Source organism: Streptomyces sp. NBC_00096 (assembly GCF_045041305.1).
In the GTDB taxonomy this organism is placed as follows: Bacteria; Actinomycetota; Actinomycetes; order Streptomycetales; family Streptomycetaceae; genus Streptomyces.
This window is the reverse complement of record NZ_CP108221.1, coordinates 6,321,647-6,336,874: the sequence shown is the minus strand read 5'-3', so window position 1 is coordinate 6,336,874 and position 15,228 is coordinate 6,321,647. Positions and strand designations below refer to the sequence as shown.

15 protein-coding genes are annotated in these 15,228 nt (G+C 73.4%); 9 read left to right on the top strand and 6 right to left on the bottom strand.

What is annotated here, in order from left to right; all coding sequences use genetic code 11:
• Window positions 1-3: 3 nt before the first annotated feature.
• Window positions 4-1,185, bottom strand: a complete 1,182-nt coding sequence (locus tag OG904_RS28150) for an LLM class flavin-dependent oxidoreductase (protein WP_405495653.1) — start codon at window positions 1,183-1,185, stop codon at window positions 4-6.
• A gap of 49 nt (window positions 1,186-1,234) precedes the next feature.
• Between OG904_RS28150 and OG904_RS28145 the strand changes: the two genes are divergently transcribed.
• Together OG904_RS28145 and OG904_RS28140 are read left to right on the top strand one after the other, a co-directional pair.
• On the top strand, window positions 1,235-1,855 hold the full coding sequence (locus OG904_RS28145; RefSeq protein ID WP_405495651.1) for a helix-turn-helix transcriptional regulator: 621 nt from the start codon (window positions 1,235-1,237) through the stop codon (window positions 1,853-1,855).
• A gap of 194 nt (window positions 1,856-2,049) precedes the next feature.
• Window positions 2,050-2,742, top strand: coding sequence for a glycerophosphodiester phosphodiesterase (locus tag OG904_RS28140; RefSeq protein ID WP_405495649.1), 693 nt, complete (start codon window positions 2,050-2,052; stop codon window positions 2,740-2,742).
• Window positions 2,743-2,811: 69 nt separating this feature from the next.
• On the opposite strand, the gene OG904_RS28135 is transcribed toward OG904_RS28140, so the two are convergent.
• Window positions 2,812-3,351 carry a GNAT family N-acetyltransferase gene (locus OG904_RS28135; protein WP_405495647.1) on the bottom strand — a complete coding sequence of 180 codons (540 nt, stop codon included), beginning with the start codon at window positions 3,349-3,351 and terminating at the stop codon, window positions 2,812-2,814.
• Between the two features lie 147 nt (window positions 3,352-3,498).
• On the opposite strand from OG904_RS28135, the gene OG904_RS28130 reads away from it, so the two are divergent.
• From OG904_RS28130 to OG904_RS28120, 3 genes are all read left to right on the top strand, one after another.
• Entirely contained in the window at window positions 3,499-4,017 is a 519-nt protein-coding gene (locus tag OG904_RS28130) for a DUF5134 domain-containing protein (RefSeq protein ID WP_405495645.1), read from the top strand.
• A gap of 89 nt (window positions 4,018-4,106) precedes the next feature.
• A complete protein-coding gene (locus OG904_RS28125) occupies window positions 4,107-5,045 on the top strand; it encodes a M56 family metallopeptidase (RefSeq protein WP_405495643.1) in 939 nt (312 codons plus the stop codon).
• A 359-nt stretch (window positions 5,046-5,404) separates the two neighbouring features.
• Complete coding sequence (locus OG904_RS28120; protein WP_405495641.1) at window positions 5,405-6,043, top strand: TetR/AcrR family transcriptional regulator; 639 nt, start codon at window positions 5,405-5,407, stop codon at window positions 6,041-6,043.
• On the opposite strand, the gene OG904_RS28115 is transcribed toward OG904_RS28120, so the two are convergent.
• Window positions 6,040-7,521, bottom strand: coding sequence for an LVIVD repeat-containing protein (locus OG904_RS28115; RefSeq protein ID WP_405495639.1), 1,482 nt, complete (start codon window positions 7,519-7,521; stop codon window positions 6,040-6,042). The genes OG904_RS28120 and OG904_RS28115 overlap by 4 nt on opposite strands.
• 85 nt (window positions 7,522-7,606) lie before the next feature.
• Between OG904_RS28115 and OG904_RS28110 the strand changes: the two genes are divergently transcribed.
• Both OG904_RS28110 and OG904_RS28105 read left to right on the top strand, forming a co-directional pair.
• Window positions 7,607-8,257, top strand: coding sequence for a DUF305 domain-containing protein (locus tag OG904_RS28110; RefSeq protein ID WP_405495637.1), 651 nt, complete (start codon window positions 7,607-7,609; stop codon window positions 8,255-8,257).
• Between the two features lie 49 nt (window positions 8,258-8,306).
• Window positions 8,307-9,662, top strand: coding sequence for an FAD-dependent oxidoreductase (locus OG904_RS28105; protein ID WP_405495635.1), 1,356 nt, complete (start codon window positions 8,307-8,309; stop codon window positions 9,660-9,662).
• A 55-nt stretch (window positions 9,663-9,717) separates the two neighbouring features.
• Here OG904_RS28105 and OG904_RS28100 read toward each other — a convergent pair whose 3' ends face one another.
• Window positions 9,718-10,065 carry an ArsR/SmtB family transcription factor gene (locus tag OG904_RS28100; RefSeq protein WP_405495633.1) on the bottom strand — a complete coding sequence of 116 codons (348 nt, stop codon included), beginning with the start codon at window positions 10,063-10,065 and terminating at the stop codon, window positions 9,718-9,720.
• 153 nt (window positions 10,066-10,218) lie between these two features.
• A complete protein-coding gene (locus tag OG904_RS28095) occupies window positions 10,219-11,319 on the bottom strand; it encodes an NADH:flavin oxidoreductase/NADH oxidase (RefSeq protein WP_405495631.1) in 1,101 nt (366 codons plus the stop codon).
• Window positions 11,320-11,528: 209 nt separating this feature from the next.
• On the opposite strand from OG904_RS28095, the gene OG904_RS28090 reads away from it, so the two are divergent.
• The gene (locus OG904_RS28090) at window positions 11,529-12,617 is read left to right on the top strand and encodes a WD40/YVTN/BNR-like repeat-containing protein (RefSeq protein ID WP_405495629.1); all 1,089 of its coding nucleotides are present in this window, start codon (window positions 11,529-11,531) and stop codon (window positions 12,615-12,617) included.
• A 54-nt stretch (window positions 12,618-12,671) separates the two neighbouring features.
• Here the strand turns inward: OG904_RS28090 and OG904_RS28085 are convergent, their stop codons facing one another.
• Window positions 12,672-14,282 (bottom strand): von Willebrand factor type A domain-containing protein, encoded by a 1,611-nt coding sequence (locus tag OG904_RS28085; RefSeq protein ID WP_405495627.1) that lies wholly within the window; start codon window positions 14,280-14,282, stop codon window positions 12,672-12,674.
• Window positions 14,283-14,485: 203 nt separating this feature from the next.
• On the opposite strand from OG904_RS28085, the gene OG904_RS28080 reads away from it, so the two are divergent.
• The gene (locus OG904_RS28080; protein WP_405495625.1) at window positions 14,486-15,172 is read left to right on the top strand and encodes a uracil-DNA glycosylase; all 687 of its coding nucleotides are present in this window, start codon (window positions 14,486-14,488) and stop codon (window positions 15,170-15,172) included.
• Window positions 15,173-15,228 lie beyond the last annotated feature (56 nt).

The following is a 15,228-nucleotide window of genomic DNA, read 5'->3' as shown; positions in this document are numbered from 1 at the left end:
TCCTCACGCGTTCCGGCGGTGCTCGTCCGCACCGCGCTCGTTCCCAGCGTGCCCGTTCGCCGCGCCCCCGTTCGCGAAGTGCGGGATGACCTTCTCGCCCCACTGCCGCAGGGTCTCCAGGCAGGCCTCCTGCGGCACGGTCCCCATCTGGATCAGGCACATGATCTCGTCGGCCCCCGCCTCCCGCAGCCGCTCCACGTACGCGATCGCCTCGTCCGCGCTCCCGTAGGCGTGGTCGGCGTTGAAAGTGGCCGTGGACGTGGGCCGCACCGGGATGTCCAGCTCGTGCAGCCGGGCCACCACCTGTTCCGCGGCCCTGCGCATCTCGGCGCCCTCGTCGGCGCCCGCGACCACCGCCTCGTCCGGGACGCCCGCCCCGCCGTACCAGTGGCCGATGGACTGCGCGAAGAACCGCTGCCCCCGGATCCCGATCCGGCGGGCCTCCTCCGGGTCGTCGAGCACGATGGTCGGGCAGAGCACCGAGAAGTGGTCGTTGACCACCGTGGAGACGAAGCGGCCGCCGTCCCGGCCGGCGATCGCGGCGTCGTACACGGAGCGCATCCCCGCGATGGACTCCGGCCCGGCGAACCCCATCACCAGCGCCCCGACGCCCAGCTCGGCGGCCTGCACCAGCGTCTCGCCCCGGCTGCACGCCAGGAACAGCGGCGGGTGCGGGCGCTGACTGGGCCTGGGCAGGATCGGGTGCGGATCGATGTCGATGAGCTCCCCGTGGTACTCCAGCTCCTCCTCCTGCCAGGCCTTCCCGATGATCCGCAGCGCCTCCTCGACCTCCGCCGCGGTGCGGTCCCGGTCGACCCCGCACAGCGAGGTCTCCTGCGCGGTCCCGCCGCGCCCCGCGCCGAGGTCTACCCGCCCGCCGGACAGCAGGTCGAGCATCGCCGCCCGCTCGGCGACCCGGACGGGGTGGTTGAAGGCGAAGGGCATGCACACGACTCCGTGCCCGATGCGTATGGTGTTGGTCCGGGCCGCCACCCAGGTCAGGAAGATTTCGGGAGCGGACATGTGTGCGTACCACTTCAAGGAGTGGTGCTCCACCGCCCAGATCCGGTCGAAGCCCATCCGCTCGGCGAGCACCGCCTGCTCGACGCAGTCGCGGATGACCTGGTGCTCCCGTTCCACGGTCGGGTCGGCCAGTTGAGCCTCGAAGATGACGGAGAATTTCACGGTGCCTCCAGGGTCGCGTCCCGTGCCAGGTCTCACTTCAATTCGAAATATGACTAGTAGTCAGAAGCCGAAGAAGCAAGAGCTACCGCCGACCGCGTGGGCGGTTCTCGGCCTGCTCTCCTTCCCCGGGGAGCGGACCGGCTACGAGCTGAAGAAGTGGGCGGACTCCTCCCTGCGCTTCTTCTACTGGTCACCGGCCATCAGCCAGATCTACGCGGAACTGCGCCGCCTGGAGGAACTGGGCTACGCGGCTTCCGTGCGCTCGGGGCCGGAGGAGGTGCGGGCCAAGCGCCGTTACGCGATCACCCCCGCCGGCCGCGAGGCGCTGGCCGGCTGGGCCTCCGACACCGCCGAGGCGGGCCCCCCGGTGCTCAAGCACGGGCTGCTGCTGCGGGTCTGGCTCGGCCACCTGGCGGAACCGGACCGGCTGCGCGCCATGGTGACGGAGCATCTGGAGCGCACCACCGAGGAGTTGGGCTCCGTACGCGAGGCCATGGCGCACGCGGCCGCCGAACCGGACTGGGCGTTCCCGACCCTGGCGCTGCGCTGGAGCGAGCGCCAGCACTTGGCCGAACTGGAGCTGGCGCGGGCCCTGCTGGCGGACCTGGACGGTCTGGGCGGCCCCGGGCAGGAACGTCAAGGCAGCGGGGACGCGCCCACGCCCGGGTGACCACGAGGGCTCCGCCGGGGGCTCCACGGCCCCCGGCGGGCCGGGCCGCAGGCGGCCGGACGCCGTTGCGGAGCCCCCGCAAAGACGGTTTCATCGCAGGCACGGCGCATTAGCATGCGTCCTCAACAGCGCGCGCGGCCGGTCGGGACACCGGGACCGCGCGGGGAGCCGCCGTCGACGGAAGCGAGAGAACCTTGACTTTCCTCACCATCGGGCACCGCGGGGTCATGGGTGTCGAACCGGAGAACACCTTGCGGTCGTTCGTCCGCGCGGAACGTTCCGGCATGGACGTCGTCGCCCTGGACGTGCGGCTGAGCAAGGACGGTGCCCTCGTCGTCCTGCACGACGCCGAAGTGGACCGGACCACCGACGGCTCGGGGGCCGTGGCCGATCTGACCCTGGCCGAACTGCGCGAACTGGACGCGGGGGACGGCCAGCACGTGCCCGTCCTCGACGAAGTCCTGGACGCGGTGCGGGCACCGCTGCGGGTCCAGGTCCACGACCTGGCCGCCGTGGGGGCGTTCAGCGAACTGCTGCTGCGCCGCGATCTGACGGCGCGGGTGGAGGCGGCCTCCTTCGACGACGAGGTGCTCGTCGAGACGGCCCGGCTGGTGCCGGGCGTCCGCACCGTGCTCTACGCGAACCAGGGTCCGGCGGACGCCGAGGCGGCGATCCGCCGGGCCGTGGCGGCGGGCGCGGAAACGGTCGCCCTCAACATCGGCCACCTCACCCTGCACACCGTGGAGTCGGCGCACGAGGCGGGACTGCGCGTGACGGGCTGGACGGTGAACACGCTGGAGCGGCTGCGCCTCGCGCGCGCCCTCGAAGTGGACGGCGTGCTCACCGACTTCCCGGAGATCCGCTCCACGGGCCGCTTCACCGCCTGAGGCCGACGGGGCCGGAGGGGCGGATCGGCGGCGGGGGCGGCGGGGCGGCCCGGGGGGCCGCCTCCACGGCTACAGCGGCTTGACCAGCAGCTCGAAGGCCAGGTCCTCGCGGAGCGGAATGCCGAACCGCGCGTCCCCGTAGGGGAAGGGGCTCATCTCGCCGGTGCGCTCGTAACCGCGGCGCACGTAGAAGGCGATGAGCTCCTCCCGTACGTTGATCACGGTCATCCGCATCTCCTTGGCCGCCCACTGCTCGCGGGCGCGGCGCTCCGCCTCGGCCATGACCGCCTTGCCGAGGCCGCCGCCCTGCTGGCCGGGGCGGACCGCGAACATTCCGAAGTAGACGTGGTCCCCGCGGTGTTCGAGGTGGCAGCAGGAGACGATCTCACCGGCCCGCTCCACGACGAGGAGCATGCCCTCGGGGTGCGCGACGATCCGGGCCACGTCATCGGCGTCGGTCCGCTGCCCGTCCAGGAAGTCCGCCTCGGTGGTCCATCCGCCGCGGCTCGAATCACCCCGGTACGCCGATTCGACGAGCTCCACCAGCTCCGGGATGTCCGCCTCGACGGCACTGCGGAAGGTCAAGGACCGGGGGTCGGCGCTCGGCATCGAGGGCTCCGTTCTGCGCACATGCGTACGACGTGGTTCCTGTGGTCGTACAGAGCCTAACCTCGGGCGGCGTGCGGTCGGCCCGACGGGGGCATCTCTTCCGGTGAAGCCGACGAACCGGGAGGTTCCGCCGTGCACGGTCCCGCCATGTCCCTCTCCTCCTCCGTCTCCGCCTGGCTCCTCGTCCTGCTCTGCGCGACGAGCGGGGCGTACTGTCTGCGCCGCGCGGGCAGATCCGGCGGCGGTCCGGCGGCCGGGGAGGCGGCGATGGGGTTCGGCATGGCCCTGATGGCGGTGCCGCTGCGGCTGGGCGGCGACTGGCAGACGCCCGTGCTCGGCGCGGTCTTCTGCGCCGCGGCGCTGCACGCGGTGTGGCTGCTGCGCGGCGGCCCGCACCACGCGCACCATCTGGTGGGCTCGCTGACCATGGTCTACATGGCGCTGGCGTCGGGGGCGGGCACCGGCGGCCACGGGCACGGGCGGGATGCCGGGCTGCCGCTGCTCACCGGCCTGCTGCTCCTCTACTACGCCGGGTACGTGGTGCTGGGCGGCGCCCGGCTGGTCACGGTGGGCGGGCCGGGCACCCCCGCGGGGCCCGGCGAGGTGATCCGGGCCTGTCGACTCACCATGGGCATGGGGATGTTGGCGATGCTGCTCACGATGTGAGGCCGGCCGCCGAGACGGCAAACGTGTGCTGCGTCACCCTTCCCCCGGACCATACCCGCAGGTAGTCGCACGCTCATAGGCTGAGGCACATGATGGTCCCCGCCGTTCTCCTGCTGCTCGGCGCCCTGACCGCGGTGCTCGCACCCCGCCTCCTCGCCCGGGCCCAATGGCCCGAGCGGGAACCCGTCGTCGCCCTGTGGGTGTGGCAGTGCGTGGTGGGCGCCGTGCTCCTGTGCTTCGCGCTGTCGATGCCGCTGAGCGCGGCCGCCGCCTGGCAGGCGGTCCGGGGCCGGCTGTTCGCCGCCGCTCCGAGCGGTGTGGTCGACGCGTACGCGCTGGGCGCCGCGGGCGGGCTCTGGGCCGCCTGCACCGCGGTGTTACTGGCGGGCGGCGGGCTGTGGACCGGCGCGATGCTGGCCCGGGAGGTCCTGCGGGCCCGCTCCCGGCGGCGCGCCCAGGGCGCCGAACTGCTGCTGCGGGCCCCGCTGCTGCCCGGGGAGGAGGCCGCCGGGGCGCGCCTCGTCGTCCTGGAGGGGCGGCGCCCGGACAGCTGGTGGCTGCCGGGTCCGGCTCCGCAGCTGGTGGTCACGACGGCGGCGCTGGGCCGGCTCAAGGGGAGCCAGCTGGACGCCGTACTGGCCCACGAGCAGGGCCACGCGGCGGCCCGGCACGACTGGCTGCTGCACTGCTCGCGGGCGCTGTCCCGGGGGTTCCCGCAGGTCCCGGTCTTCGCGGCGTTCGAGGCGGAGATGCACCGGCTGGTGGAACTGGCCGCCGATGACGTGGCCTCGCGGCGCTACGGGCGCCTCACCATCGCCCTGGCCCTGGTCGGCCTCAACGAGGACCGCGGCCTCTTCGGCCCCGGCCCCGCCCCGCAGGCGCACGTCCCGCAGCGGGTCCGCCGACTGCTGGCGGCCGCACCCCGCCTCTCGCCGGCCCGCCGGATGCGCCTGACCGCCCTGGCGACCCTGGCTCCGGCGATCCCCCTCCTGGTGGCCTTCGGCCCGGGCCTGAGCGCGCTGGCCTAGGCCGTCCCTTCCGGCCCGGGCACCAGCCGCGCCATGACGGCCGGCGGCAGGGGCGGGTTGGCGGCGGCTTGCACCATGTACCGGTCCTGGTCGTCGAGCAGTTCGACGATGGCCTCCGGCGGCAGGACCGGGTGCCTCCAGCAGGGCGGACGGGGTCTCCGGGTTGGCCGCCACCTTGGCGACGACCCGGACTCCGTGGCGTTCGACCATGGACCACGGCCGGGTCGCCGAGGGGGTTTCGGCCTCACACCGGGCCGGGCCCGGCGGTGTCTGTTCGGGGCGATCCCCCGTGTCGCCCCGAACAGACGGTCCGGCGCGCTGAGTATACTGGCTCCGAGCCAGTCAACGCAGGAGCAAGCATGTCCCCGCGCAGCGCATCGGTCAATGAAGAATTGCGCAGGCGTTCCCGGGAGCGGTTGCTGCAGGCCACGGTCGAACTCGTGGCCGAGCGGGGCTACGAGGCCACCACGCTCGGCGACATCGCCGACCGGGCCGGCACCGCCCGTGGCCTGGTGTCCTACTACTTCCCGGGCAAGCGGCAACTCCTCCAGTCCGCCGTGCACCGGCTGATGCACCTCACCCTGCAAGCGGGGCTGGAGCGGGAACCGCTCCCCGTCGGCCCCGGGGAGGGCCGGGAGCGCCTGGCGCGGGCCATCGACGCGATCCTGGGGCTGGCCCGGGACCAGCCGCGGCTGATGCGGACCCACATGGCGGGCATCCTGCAGGCGGAGGGCTTCGTCCAGTGCGGCGAGCAGCAGCGGCTCGCGGAGCTGCTGCGGGACACCGTCGTGCGGTACGGCTCTCCGGAGGTGGACACCGACTACCCGTTGCTGCGGGCCCTGCTGATGGGCGCGGTGGTGGCGGTGCTGCTGCCGGGCGCGCCGATGCCGGCGGCCCGGCTGCGGGCCGAGCTGTTCCAGCGGTACGGGCTGGACTGGGAGCTGGGGGTCCCGCCGGACGGCGGACCGCCCGGCGGAACGTTTCCCCCGCCCCGTTAGTGGTATTCGGGCTGGGTCTGCGTGTTGAGCCGGTCCAGCCGCACCCACTTGGCGCTGTCGGTGCGCCAGTCGTCGAGCCGCAGTACGTCCAGCCCCTTGACGATGTCGTTCGAGTAGATGTGCCCGTTGTAGTAGTACGCGGACCAGGAGCCGCCGAGGCCGAGTTTGTCGGTGGTCAGCGGGCCGCGCTCGAAGTAGGCGATCTCCTTGGGGCTGGTGGAGTCGGTGAAGTCCCAGACCGAGACGCCGCCCTGGTACCAGGCCTGGACCATGATGTCCCGGCCGCCGCCGACCGGGACCAGCGAGCCGTTGTGGGCCACGCAGTTCTCGGTGTCGGCCTGGTGGCGCGGGATCTTGAAGTAGCTCTTGAAGACGAGCTTGCGCTGGTCGCCGCGGCCGGTGATCTCGTAGATGCCGTCGGCGCCCCGGTCGGGGCCGGTGGCCTCGTTGCAGGTGGCGCCACCGCCGCCGCCCAGCTCGTCGGTGAACACCACCTTGTTCACCCGCTCGTTGAAGGTGGCCGAGTGCCAGAACGAGAAGTTGACGTTGTCCTGCACCCGGTCGATGACCCGCGGCTCCTCGGGCTTGCTGATGTCGAAGAGGATCCCGTCGCCCATGCAGGCGCCCGCGGCGAGGTTCTCGGAGGGCAGCACGGTGATGTCGTGACAGCCCGTGGTCTTGGAGACGCCGGGGTTGGTGGGCGCGCCCGGATTGCCGCCGTCCGGGAACAGCACCGGGAACGCGACGACCGCCGCCCGGGTCGGGTCCTTCTTCGGGACCTTCACGATCGAGATGCCGTCGTGCGGCGGCTTGCAGTCGGGGAAGGCGTCGCTCGGGGAGTACGAGGAGACGTAGAGGTAGATGTCCCGGCCGCCCGGTACGAGCGTGTGGGTGTGGGAGCCGCAGGCGGTCTCGACGGACTTGATGTACTTCGGGTTCTTCTTGTCCTTGATGTCGAAGATCTTGATGCCCTCCCACGAGGACTTCTCCGTGGCGGGCTGCGAGACGCTGTTGCAGGAGTCGTCGCTGCGCGAGGAGTCGGTGGAGAGGAAGAGCAGGTCCCCCTGGACCGAGATGTCGTTCTGCCCGCCCGGGCAGAGGACTTCGGTGACGGTCTTGGGCGCCTTCGGATTGCCTATGTCGTAGATGGTGAAGCCGGTGTAGTTGCCCGCGTAGGCGTACCGGCCCTGGAACGCGAGGTCGGAGTTGATGCGGGTCGGGTCGGTGCTGGGGATGTTCGCCAGGTGCTTGATGTTGCGGCTGTGGACGATCTCGTCCTGGCCGGGGATCTCACCGGGCGCGAGCTCCCGGCCCTCTCCCCCGGCGGCGCCGGCGCTCTGCTGCGCGCCCGCGCCGGGGACTAAGTCCCCCGGGTCGGGGCTCGCGGCCGCGGGTCCGGCCGTCAGGAGCGTGGCGAGGAGGCCGGTCGCCGCCACCGCCACTCCCAGGGATCCGCGCCGCGCTCTGCTGGTCTGCATCGAGGTCACTGTGCCCTCCCATGAGTCCGGTCGGTTCCGCCCGTCGTGGGAACGGAACGCGGACCCCGGCAGTATGGTCCTTTGCATGGACATGGCGAAAGTGTTACTCGGGCGATTGGCCGGGGCGGCCCTGGCCACCGGGCTGCTTTTCACCCTCACGGCCTGCAGCGAGGGCGGGGCCGACGGGGCCGCGGAAGGCAAGGCGGTGGTGATCGCCCCCGGCAGGCCGGGCGAGGAGGCGCGCACGATCTCCCCCGAGCAGGCCGCCCGGGAGCTGCCCGACGACAGCCCCAACGCGGCCGACCGGGCGTACGTGCGGAACATGACCGAGCACCACAGGCAGGCCCTCGCGATGAGTGCGCTCGCCCCGGACCGGGCCTCGGCCGACGGGGTCAAGCGGCTCGCCGAACGGATCACCGCCGCCCAGCGGCCCGAGATCGGCGCGATGGAGAGGTGGGCGGCCCGCTACCCGGCGCCGGCCGCCGACGCGGGCGGCCACGACCACGCGGCGATGCCGGGCATGGCCACCGAGGCGCAGCTGAAGGAGCTGGCGGGGGCCACGGGAGCCGCGTTCGACCGGCTCTTCCTCACCCTGATGACCGCCCACCACGAGGGCGCCCTGAAGATGGCCGGCGAGGCCCTGGCCTCGGGCAACAACGCCTCCGTCGAGGAGATGGCCACCGAGGTGGTGGCCACCCAGACCGCCGAGATCCACCGGATGCGCTCGATGGGCTGACGGTCCCGGCACCCGGTGTCATGCTGGGAACACCTGCGGGAGGAGCACCGTGCTTCGTATCGCCGTCGTCGGATCGGGCCCCAGCGGGGTCTACGCCGCGCAGACACTCGTACAGCAGCGTGAAGTGCCGGGCGTACGGGTCGACGTGTTCGACCGGCTGCCGGCCCCGTACGGGCTCGTGCGGTACGGGGTGGCCCCCGATCACGAGAAGATCAAGTCCCTCCAGGGCAGCCTGCGCACCGTGCTGGAGGACGAGCGGATCCGCTTCCTCGGGAACGTCGAGGTCGGCGGGCCCGAACTGCCCACCGCCCGGCTCCTGGAGCTGTACCACGCGGTGGTCTACTGCGTCGGCGCGGCCCGGGACCGGCTGCTCGGCATCCCCGGCGAGGACCTGGCCGGCGTGCACTCGGCGACGGCCTTCGTGGCCTGGTACAGCGGGCATCCGGACGCGGCCGCCGAGGCCTTCGGCCTGCCCGGGGTGGATTCGGCGATCGTGGTCGGGGCGGGCAACGTCGCGGTCGACGTGACGCGGATCCTGGTCCGGGGCGTACCGGAGCTGACCCCCACCGACATGCCGCAGCCGGCCCTCGGGGCGCTCGGGGCCAGCGGGGTGCGGGAGGTCCACATGGTCGCCCGACGCGGGCCCTCACAGGGGAAGTTCACCACGAAGGAACTGCGCGAACTGGGCTCGCTGCCCGGTGTGGACGCGGTGGCGGACCCGGCCGAGCTGGCCCTGGACCCGGCGTACGCCGACCCGGGCGCGGCCCTGCCCGCGGGGAACCGGCGCAACGTGGAGGTGCTGCGCGGCTGGGCGGCCGCTCCGGCGCACGGCGGCACCCGGCGGATCTCGCTGCGGTTCTTCCTGCGACCGGTGGAGGTGCTCGGCGGACCGGACGGCCGGGTCACCGGGATGCGCTTCGAGCGGACGGCCCCCGACGGGCTGGGCGGGGTCACCGGGACGGGCGTCCACGTGGACGTGCCGGCCCGGCTGGTCCTGCGCTCGGTGGGGTACCAGGGCGTCCCGCTGCCCGGCCTGCCCTTCGACGAGCGCCGCGGCACGGTCCCGCACGCGGCGGGCCGGGTGGTCCGGGAGGGCCGCGCCTCTGTCGGCGAGTACGTGGCGGGCTGGATCAAGCGCGGCCCGACCGGGGTGATCGGCACCAACCGGCCGTGCGCCAAGGAGACGGTCTCCTCCCTTCTCCAGGACGCGGGGGCACTGGCCCGGCGCGACCGGGAGCGGGACCCGCTGGAGGCATTGCGCGCCGCGGGGCTGCGGCCGGTCCAGTGGCCGGGGTGGCTGGCCATCGAGGAGGCGGAGGCGGAGCTCGGCCGGTCCCTGGGCCGGCGCTCCGTCAAGATCCCGGACTGGAGGGGCCTGCTGGGCGCGGCGGGCCGGGCGGACTGAGTCGGGCGCGGCGGGACGGGCGGGGCCGACGGACGGTGCGGGCAGGCGGGGCCGGTCAGCCGGTGAGCCGTGCCGCCTCGGCGGCGGCCGCCGTGAGGACGCTCTCGAGGAGTCCGGGGAACAGCTCCGCCAGTTCGGCGCGGCGCAGTCCGTTCAGTTTGGCGGTGCCCCGGTAACACTGGCGCACGACACCGCTCTCGCGCAGGACCCGGAAGTGGTGCGTGGTCGTCGACTTGGTGACCGGGAGCTCGAAGTGCGAGCAGGCCAGCTCGGCCTCCGTGGCCGCGAGGTCACGGACGATGGCCAGCCGGACCGGGTCGGAGAGCGCGTGCAGGACGCCCTCGAGCCGGATCTCGGCGGCCTCGGGGTGGGCGAGGACACGGGCCGCGTCACGTTCCGCCATGTCCGTACTCCACTCGCTCGGGTGATCCGGGGTCGGGCTCCGGGGTCGGGCTCCATCGTACGAGAACCGTCGTAGGACCGGATCCCGATCGGGTGCGGGAGCGGCGCAGGGACGGGACCGGGATCCGGGTCCCGCGCCCCACCCCGTGCCGGCTCACCAGGAGCGGTGGTACTGGTCGGGCGTACGGATCTCCGCGCCGAGCTCGGCGGCCGCGCGGCGGGCCCAGAACGGGTCGCGCAGCAGCTCCCGGCCCAGCAGGACGGCGTCGGCCTCGCCGTTGGCCAGGATCTTCTCGGCCTGCTCCGGTTCGGTGATCAGACCCACGGCGGCGACCGGGAGGGCGGTCTCGGCCTTGACCCGGGCCGCGAAGGGCACCTGGTAGCCGGGGCCGACCGGGATCGTCACGCCGGGGGCGAGGCCACCGGTGGAGACGTCGAGCAGGTCCACGCCGTGTTCCCGGAGCAGCGCGGCCAGCCGGACGGTCTCGTCGGCGGTCCAGCCGTCCTGCTCCAGCCAGTCGGTGGCGGAGATCCGGAAGAACAGCGGCAGTTCCTCGGGCCACGCGGCCCGTACGGCGTCGACGACTTCGAGGGCGAGTCGGGTGCGGTTCTCGAAGGAGCCGCCGTACTCGTCGGTGCGCTCGTTGCTGTGCGGGGAAAGGAACTGGCCGATCAGGTACCCGTGGGCGCCGTGGATCTCGACGACCCGGTAGCCGGACTCGAGCGAGCGCCGGGTGGCGGCCGCGAACTGCTCCACGACGTCGCGGATCTCCTGGACCGTCAGCTCATGCGGGACCGGGTGGCCCTCGGCGAACGGCAGCGGGCTCGGGGCACTGGGCTGCCAGCCGTGCACGCCGGGGCCGACGGGGCGTCCGCCCTTCCAGGTGCGGTCGGTGGAGGCCTTGCGCCCGGCGTGGGCGAGCTGGATGCCGGGGACGGCGCCCTGAGCCTTGATGAAGGAGGTGATCCGGCGCAGCGCCGCCACCTGGGTGTCGTTCCAGATGCCGAGGTCGTACGGCGAGATCCGGCCCTCCGGGGTGACCGCCGTGGCTTCCTGGACGATCAGGCCGGTGCCGCCGGTGGCGCGGGCCGCGTAGTGCGCGAAGTGCCAGTCGCCCGCGACACCGGCGTCCGGGCCGGAGGGCTCGGCGCTGTACTGGCACATCGCGGCCATCCACACCCGGTTCGGGATGGTGACCGAGCGGATGGTCCACGGCTGGAACAGGGCGGCGAAGGCAGCGGGGGCAGCACTCATGAGGGCTCTCCGGAGGTGACTGGACGCGCACCGGGGATCGGCGGCTAAGTACGAGAGTCACCGTACTACGAAAGTTCTCGTAGTACGAGACTTCCCGTACAACCAGCCCGACCCGGTCCGTCCGCGTGCCGACCGGCCGCTGTCAGTGCCCGGGTGCAGACTGGCGGAATAGCTGCCGTGCGGGACGACGACGTCCGGAGGTGTCGGCCATGACCGACGTGGTACTGCTCGCGGGGACCCGCAAGGGGCTCTTCATCGGCCGCCGGGGCTCCGGCGGCGCATGGGACTTCGGCGAGCCCCACTTCAACGCCCAGGCGGTCTCCGCCGTCGCCATCGACCGGCGCGGCCCGGCACCCCGGCTGCTGGTGGCCGGGGACAGCTCGCACTGGGGGCCGTCCGTCTTCAGCTCCGACGACCTGGGTGCGACCTGGCGGGAGCCCGCCGCGGCCGCCGTGAAGTTCCCCCAGGACACCGGAGCCTCCCTGGAACGGGTCTGGCAGCTGCATCCGGCCGGACCCGAGGCCCCCGGGGTGGTCTACGCGGGGACCGAGCCGGCCGCACTGTTCCGCTCGACCGACCGCGGCGAGTCCTTCGAGCTGGTCCGGCCCCTGTGGGAGCACCCGAGCCGGGACAAGTGGGTCCCGGGCGGCGGTGGCGAGGGACTGCACACCGTGGTCACCGACCCGCGCGACCCGGACGTGGTCACGGTGGCGGTCTCCACGGCCGGGGTGTTCCGGACCACGGACGGCGGGGCGAGCTGGGCCCCGTCCAACAGTGGGGTCTCGGCGGTGTTCCTGCCGGATCCGGATCCCGAGTTCGGCCAGTGCGTCCACAAGATCGCCCAGGACGCGGGTGACACGGACCGGCTGTACCTGCAGAACCACTGGGGCGTGTACCGCAGCGACGACGCCGGGGCCCGCTGGACCGACATCGGCGCCGGGCTGCCCTCGGACTTCGGCTTCGCGGTGGCCGCCCACCCGCACCGGCCGGACACCGCCTACGTCTTCCCGCTCAACGCCGACTCCGACCGGGTCCCGGCGGAGCACCGCTGCCGGGTCTTCCGGACCCCGGACGCGGGTGCGAGCTGGGAGCCCCTCACGAAGGGCCTCCCGGCCGGGGACCACTACGGCACCGTGCTGCGCGACGCGCTGTGCACGGACGACGCGGACCCGGCCGGGATCTACTTCGGCAACCGCAACGGCGAGCTGTACGCCAGCCACGACGACGGCGACAGCTGGCAGCTGCTGGCCGAGCACCTGCCGGACGTGCTGTGCGTGCGGGCCGCCGTACTGGGCTGACGCCCCGGCCGAAGCCGTGGGAGCCGGGCGGTCCCCCGCGGATCCCGCCCGGCGTCAGCCGGTGAGGCGCCCGGCCTGCTGCACGGCCAGCGCCAGCTGACGTACCGCGGGGTCCTCGGTGCGCCCGGCCAGCCGCTCCGCGTGCCCGGCCAGGCCGGCCAGCGGGACCGCCCCCGGCACGCGCTCCCAGCCGCCGTCGCGTTCGCGCAGCGCGGAGGCGAAGTAGGCGGCCACCGCGGTGACCTGGAGGCGCGGGGGCGCCTCGGTCCACACGTCGCCCCACAGCGCCGCCGCCTCCATCCGGCCGGACTCCTCGTGCGGCGCCCGGGTGGCCGGGTCCAGCCAGCGGACCGTCGCCGTGGCCAGGTGCCCCGCGGCGCCGGGGCGCAGCCGCACCGCGTACAGGGCCGTCACCGTGTGGCCGGACCCGACCTCGCCGCCGTCGACGGTGTCGTCCCGGAACTCGTCGTCGGCGACGCGGCGGTCGTCGTAGCCGATCAGCCGGAACCGCTCGACGTTCTGCGGGTCGAAGGAGACCTGCGCCTTGGCGTCGCGGGCCCGCAGCTGCACCTGCGCCGGGAGGTCCTCGCAGAAGACCTTGCGGGCGCCCTCGGTGTCGGAGACGTAGGTGGTGTGCCCGTCGCCCTTGTCCGCGAGCTGCTCCATGAAGGCGTCGTTGTACTCGCTGCCCACACCCACGCCGAACAGGGTGATCCCGTGCTCGGTCCGGGCGTCGGCGATGCGCTTGAGGATGGCGTCGGCCGAGGTGGCGCCGGTGTTGGCGAGGGCGTCGGAGAGCAGCACGACCCGGTTGGTGGCGCCGGGCCGCAGGGACTTGACCGCGACCTCGTACCCGCGGGTGACCCCGGCCTCCACGTTGGTGGAATCGGCGGTGGTCAGCGCGTCCACGACCCGGTGGATCTGGTCGCGGTGGCCTTCGACGCGGGTCATCGCCAGCCGGGTCTGGGCCTTGCCGCTGAAGGTGACGACGGCGACCGAGTCGTCTTCGCGCAGCTGGTCGGTCATCAGGTTCATGGAGGTGCGGACGAGGTCCAGGCGGCCGGGCTCGGCCATGGACCCGGAGACGTCCACGACGAAGGTGAGCGCGGCGGGCGGCCGGGCCTCCCCGCCCTCGGAACCTCCCTGGTTCGCTGAGCGGGTGGCGAGGCCGACGCGGACCAGCGCCCAGTTCGCGTCGGTGGTGCGGGCTCCGTCCACGGTGACGGAGAAGCCGTCGCCGGCGGGCTCCCGGTAGTCCTGCCGGAAGCTGTTGACGAACTCCTCGGGGCGCACGGTGGCGGGGTCGGGCAGCTTGCCGTCGGCGAGGGTGCGGCGGGCGTAGCCGTAGCTCGCGGTGTCCACGTCGAGCGCGAAGGTGGAGAGGTAGTCGGCGGGCGGAGCGCCGGCGCGCCGTCCGTCGCTCTCGCCCTCGAGGCCTCCCCCGCCGAAGGAGGCGGCGGGCCGCGGCCTGGAGTCGGCGCCCTTCGTTCCGCGCTCGGCGGCACGGTTCGAGCCGCCACCGCTTCCGCAGCCGGTCAGCAGGACGCCGCCGGCGACGAGTGCGGCGATCAGCCCGGCGTAGGTTCTTCGCCGGGCCGGGCGGGCCCCGCGGGCGGTGCCGGCTTCGCGCGGCGCGGCGGACGTGCGGTGCTCATGGGACTTCATACCGTCTCCCTCGAACGTCATCGGTGTTGAATGTGACGTGGGGAAGCGGCAGTTGGAGCACTCGAAGCCGTTGCGAACCGATCTCGAACCGACAACGGCCGCCCCGGTGCGCGCCGGTCGCGACGCCGGCACTGGCGCTGGCCCAGTCGGGCCGTCCGGTACCGGTACCGGACGGCCCGACTGGGCCAGTAGAGTGATCGACCGTGGCAGCACGACCGTTGAACGAGATCGTCGAGCCGGGCTGGGCCCGCGCTCTGGAACCGGTGGCGACGCAGATCGCCGCGATGGGCGACTTCCTGCGCGCGGAGATCGCGGCGGGCAGGACGTACGTCCCCGCGGGGGCGAACGTGCTGCGCGCGTTCCAGCAGCCCTTCGACGAGGTGAAGGTGCTGATCGTCGGACAGGATCCGTACCCCACGCCGGGGCACGCGATCGGCCTCTCCTTCTCCGTGGCCCCCGAGGTCAGCCCGTGGCCCCCGAGCCTCGACAACATCTTCCGGGAACTGCACGCCGATCTCGGGACGGGCCGGCCCCTCAACGGGGACCTGACTCCATGGACCCGGCAGGGCGTCCTGCTGCTCAACCGCTCGCTCACCACCGCGCCGCGCAAGCCCAACGCCCACCGAGGCAAGGGCTGGGAGGCGGTGACCGAGCAGGCCATCCGCGCGCTCGCGGCGCGCGGGAAGCCCCTGGTCTCGGTGCTGTGGGGGCGCGAGGCCCGCAACCTGCGGCCGCTGCTGGGCGACCTGCCGGCCGTGGAGTCGGTGCACCCCTCCCCCATGTCCGCGGACAACGGGTTCTTCGGCTCCAGGCCGTTCAGCAGGACCAACGACCTGCTGGCGCGCCAGGGGGCGCAGCCCGTGGACTGGCGACTGCCCGCCGCCGGTTGACGGTGCGGGTGCCCGAACGGCTGCCGGACGGGGGGCCGGACGATGCCGGACGGGGT

Bases quoted from the DNA above. Each gene is read 5' to 3' on its own strand.
- OG904_RS28085 (WP_405495627.1), bottom strand. From the start codon at position 14,282: ATGAAGTCCCATGAGCACCGCACGTCCGCCGCGCCGCGCGAAGCCGGC.
- OG904_RS28120 (WP_405495641.1), top strand. From the start codon at position 5,405: ATGTCCCCGCGCAGCGCATCGGTCAATGAAGAATTGCGCAGGCGTTCC.
- OG904_RS28115 (WP_405495639.1), bottom strand. From the start codon at position 7,521: ATGCAGACCAGCAGAGCGCGGCGCGGATCCCTGGGAGTGGCGGTGGCG.
- OG904_RS28145 (WP_405495651.1), top strand. From the start codon at position 1,235: ATGACTAGTAGTCAGAAGCCGAAGAAGCAAGAGCTACCGCCGACCGCG.
- OG904_RS28090 (WP_405495629.1), top strand. From the start codon at position 11,529: ATGACCGACGTGGTACTGCTCGCGGGGACCCGCAAGGGGCTCTTCATC.
- OG904_RS28110 (WP_405495637.1), top strand. From the start codon at position 7,607: ATGGACATGGCGAAAGTGTTACTCGGGCGATTGGCCGGGGCGGCCCTG.
- OG904_RS28100 (WP_405495633.1), bottom strand. From the start codon at position 10,065: ATGGCGGAACGTGACGCGGCCCGTGTCCTCGCCCACCCCGAGGCCGCC.
- OG904_RS28135 (WP_405495647.1), bottom strand. From the start codon at position 3,351: ATGCCGAGCGCCGACCCCCGGTCCTTGACCTTCCGCAGTGCCGTCGAG.
- OG904_RS28095 (WP_405495631.1), bottom strand. From the start codon at position 11,319: ATGAGTGCTGCCCCCGCTGCCTTCGCCGCCCTGTTCCAGCCGTGGACC.
- OG904_RS28130 (WP_405495645.1), top strand. From the start codon at position 3,499: ATGTCCCTCTCCTCCTCCGTCTCCGCCTGGCTCCTCGTCCTGCTCTGC.
- OG904_RS28125 (WP_405495643.1), top strand. From the start codon at position 4,107: ATGATGGTCCCCGCCGTTCTCCTGCTGCTCGGCGCCCTGACCGCGGTG.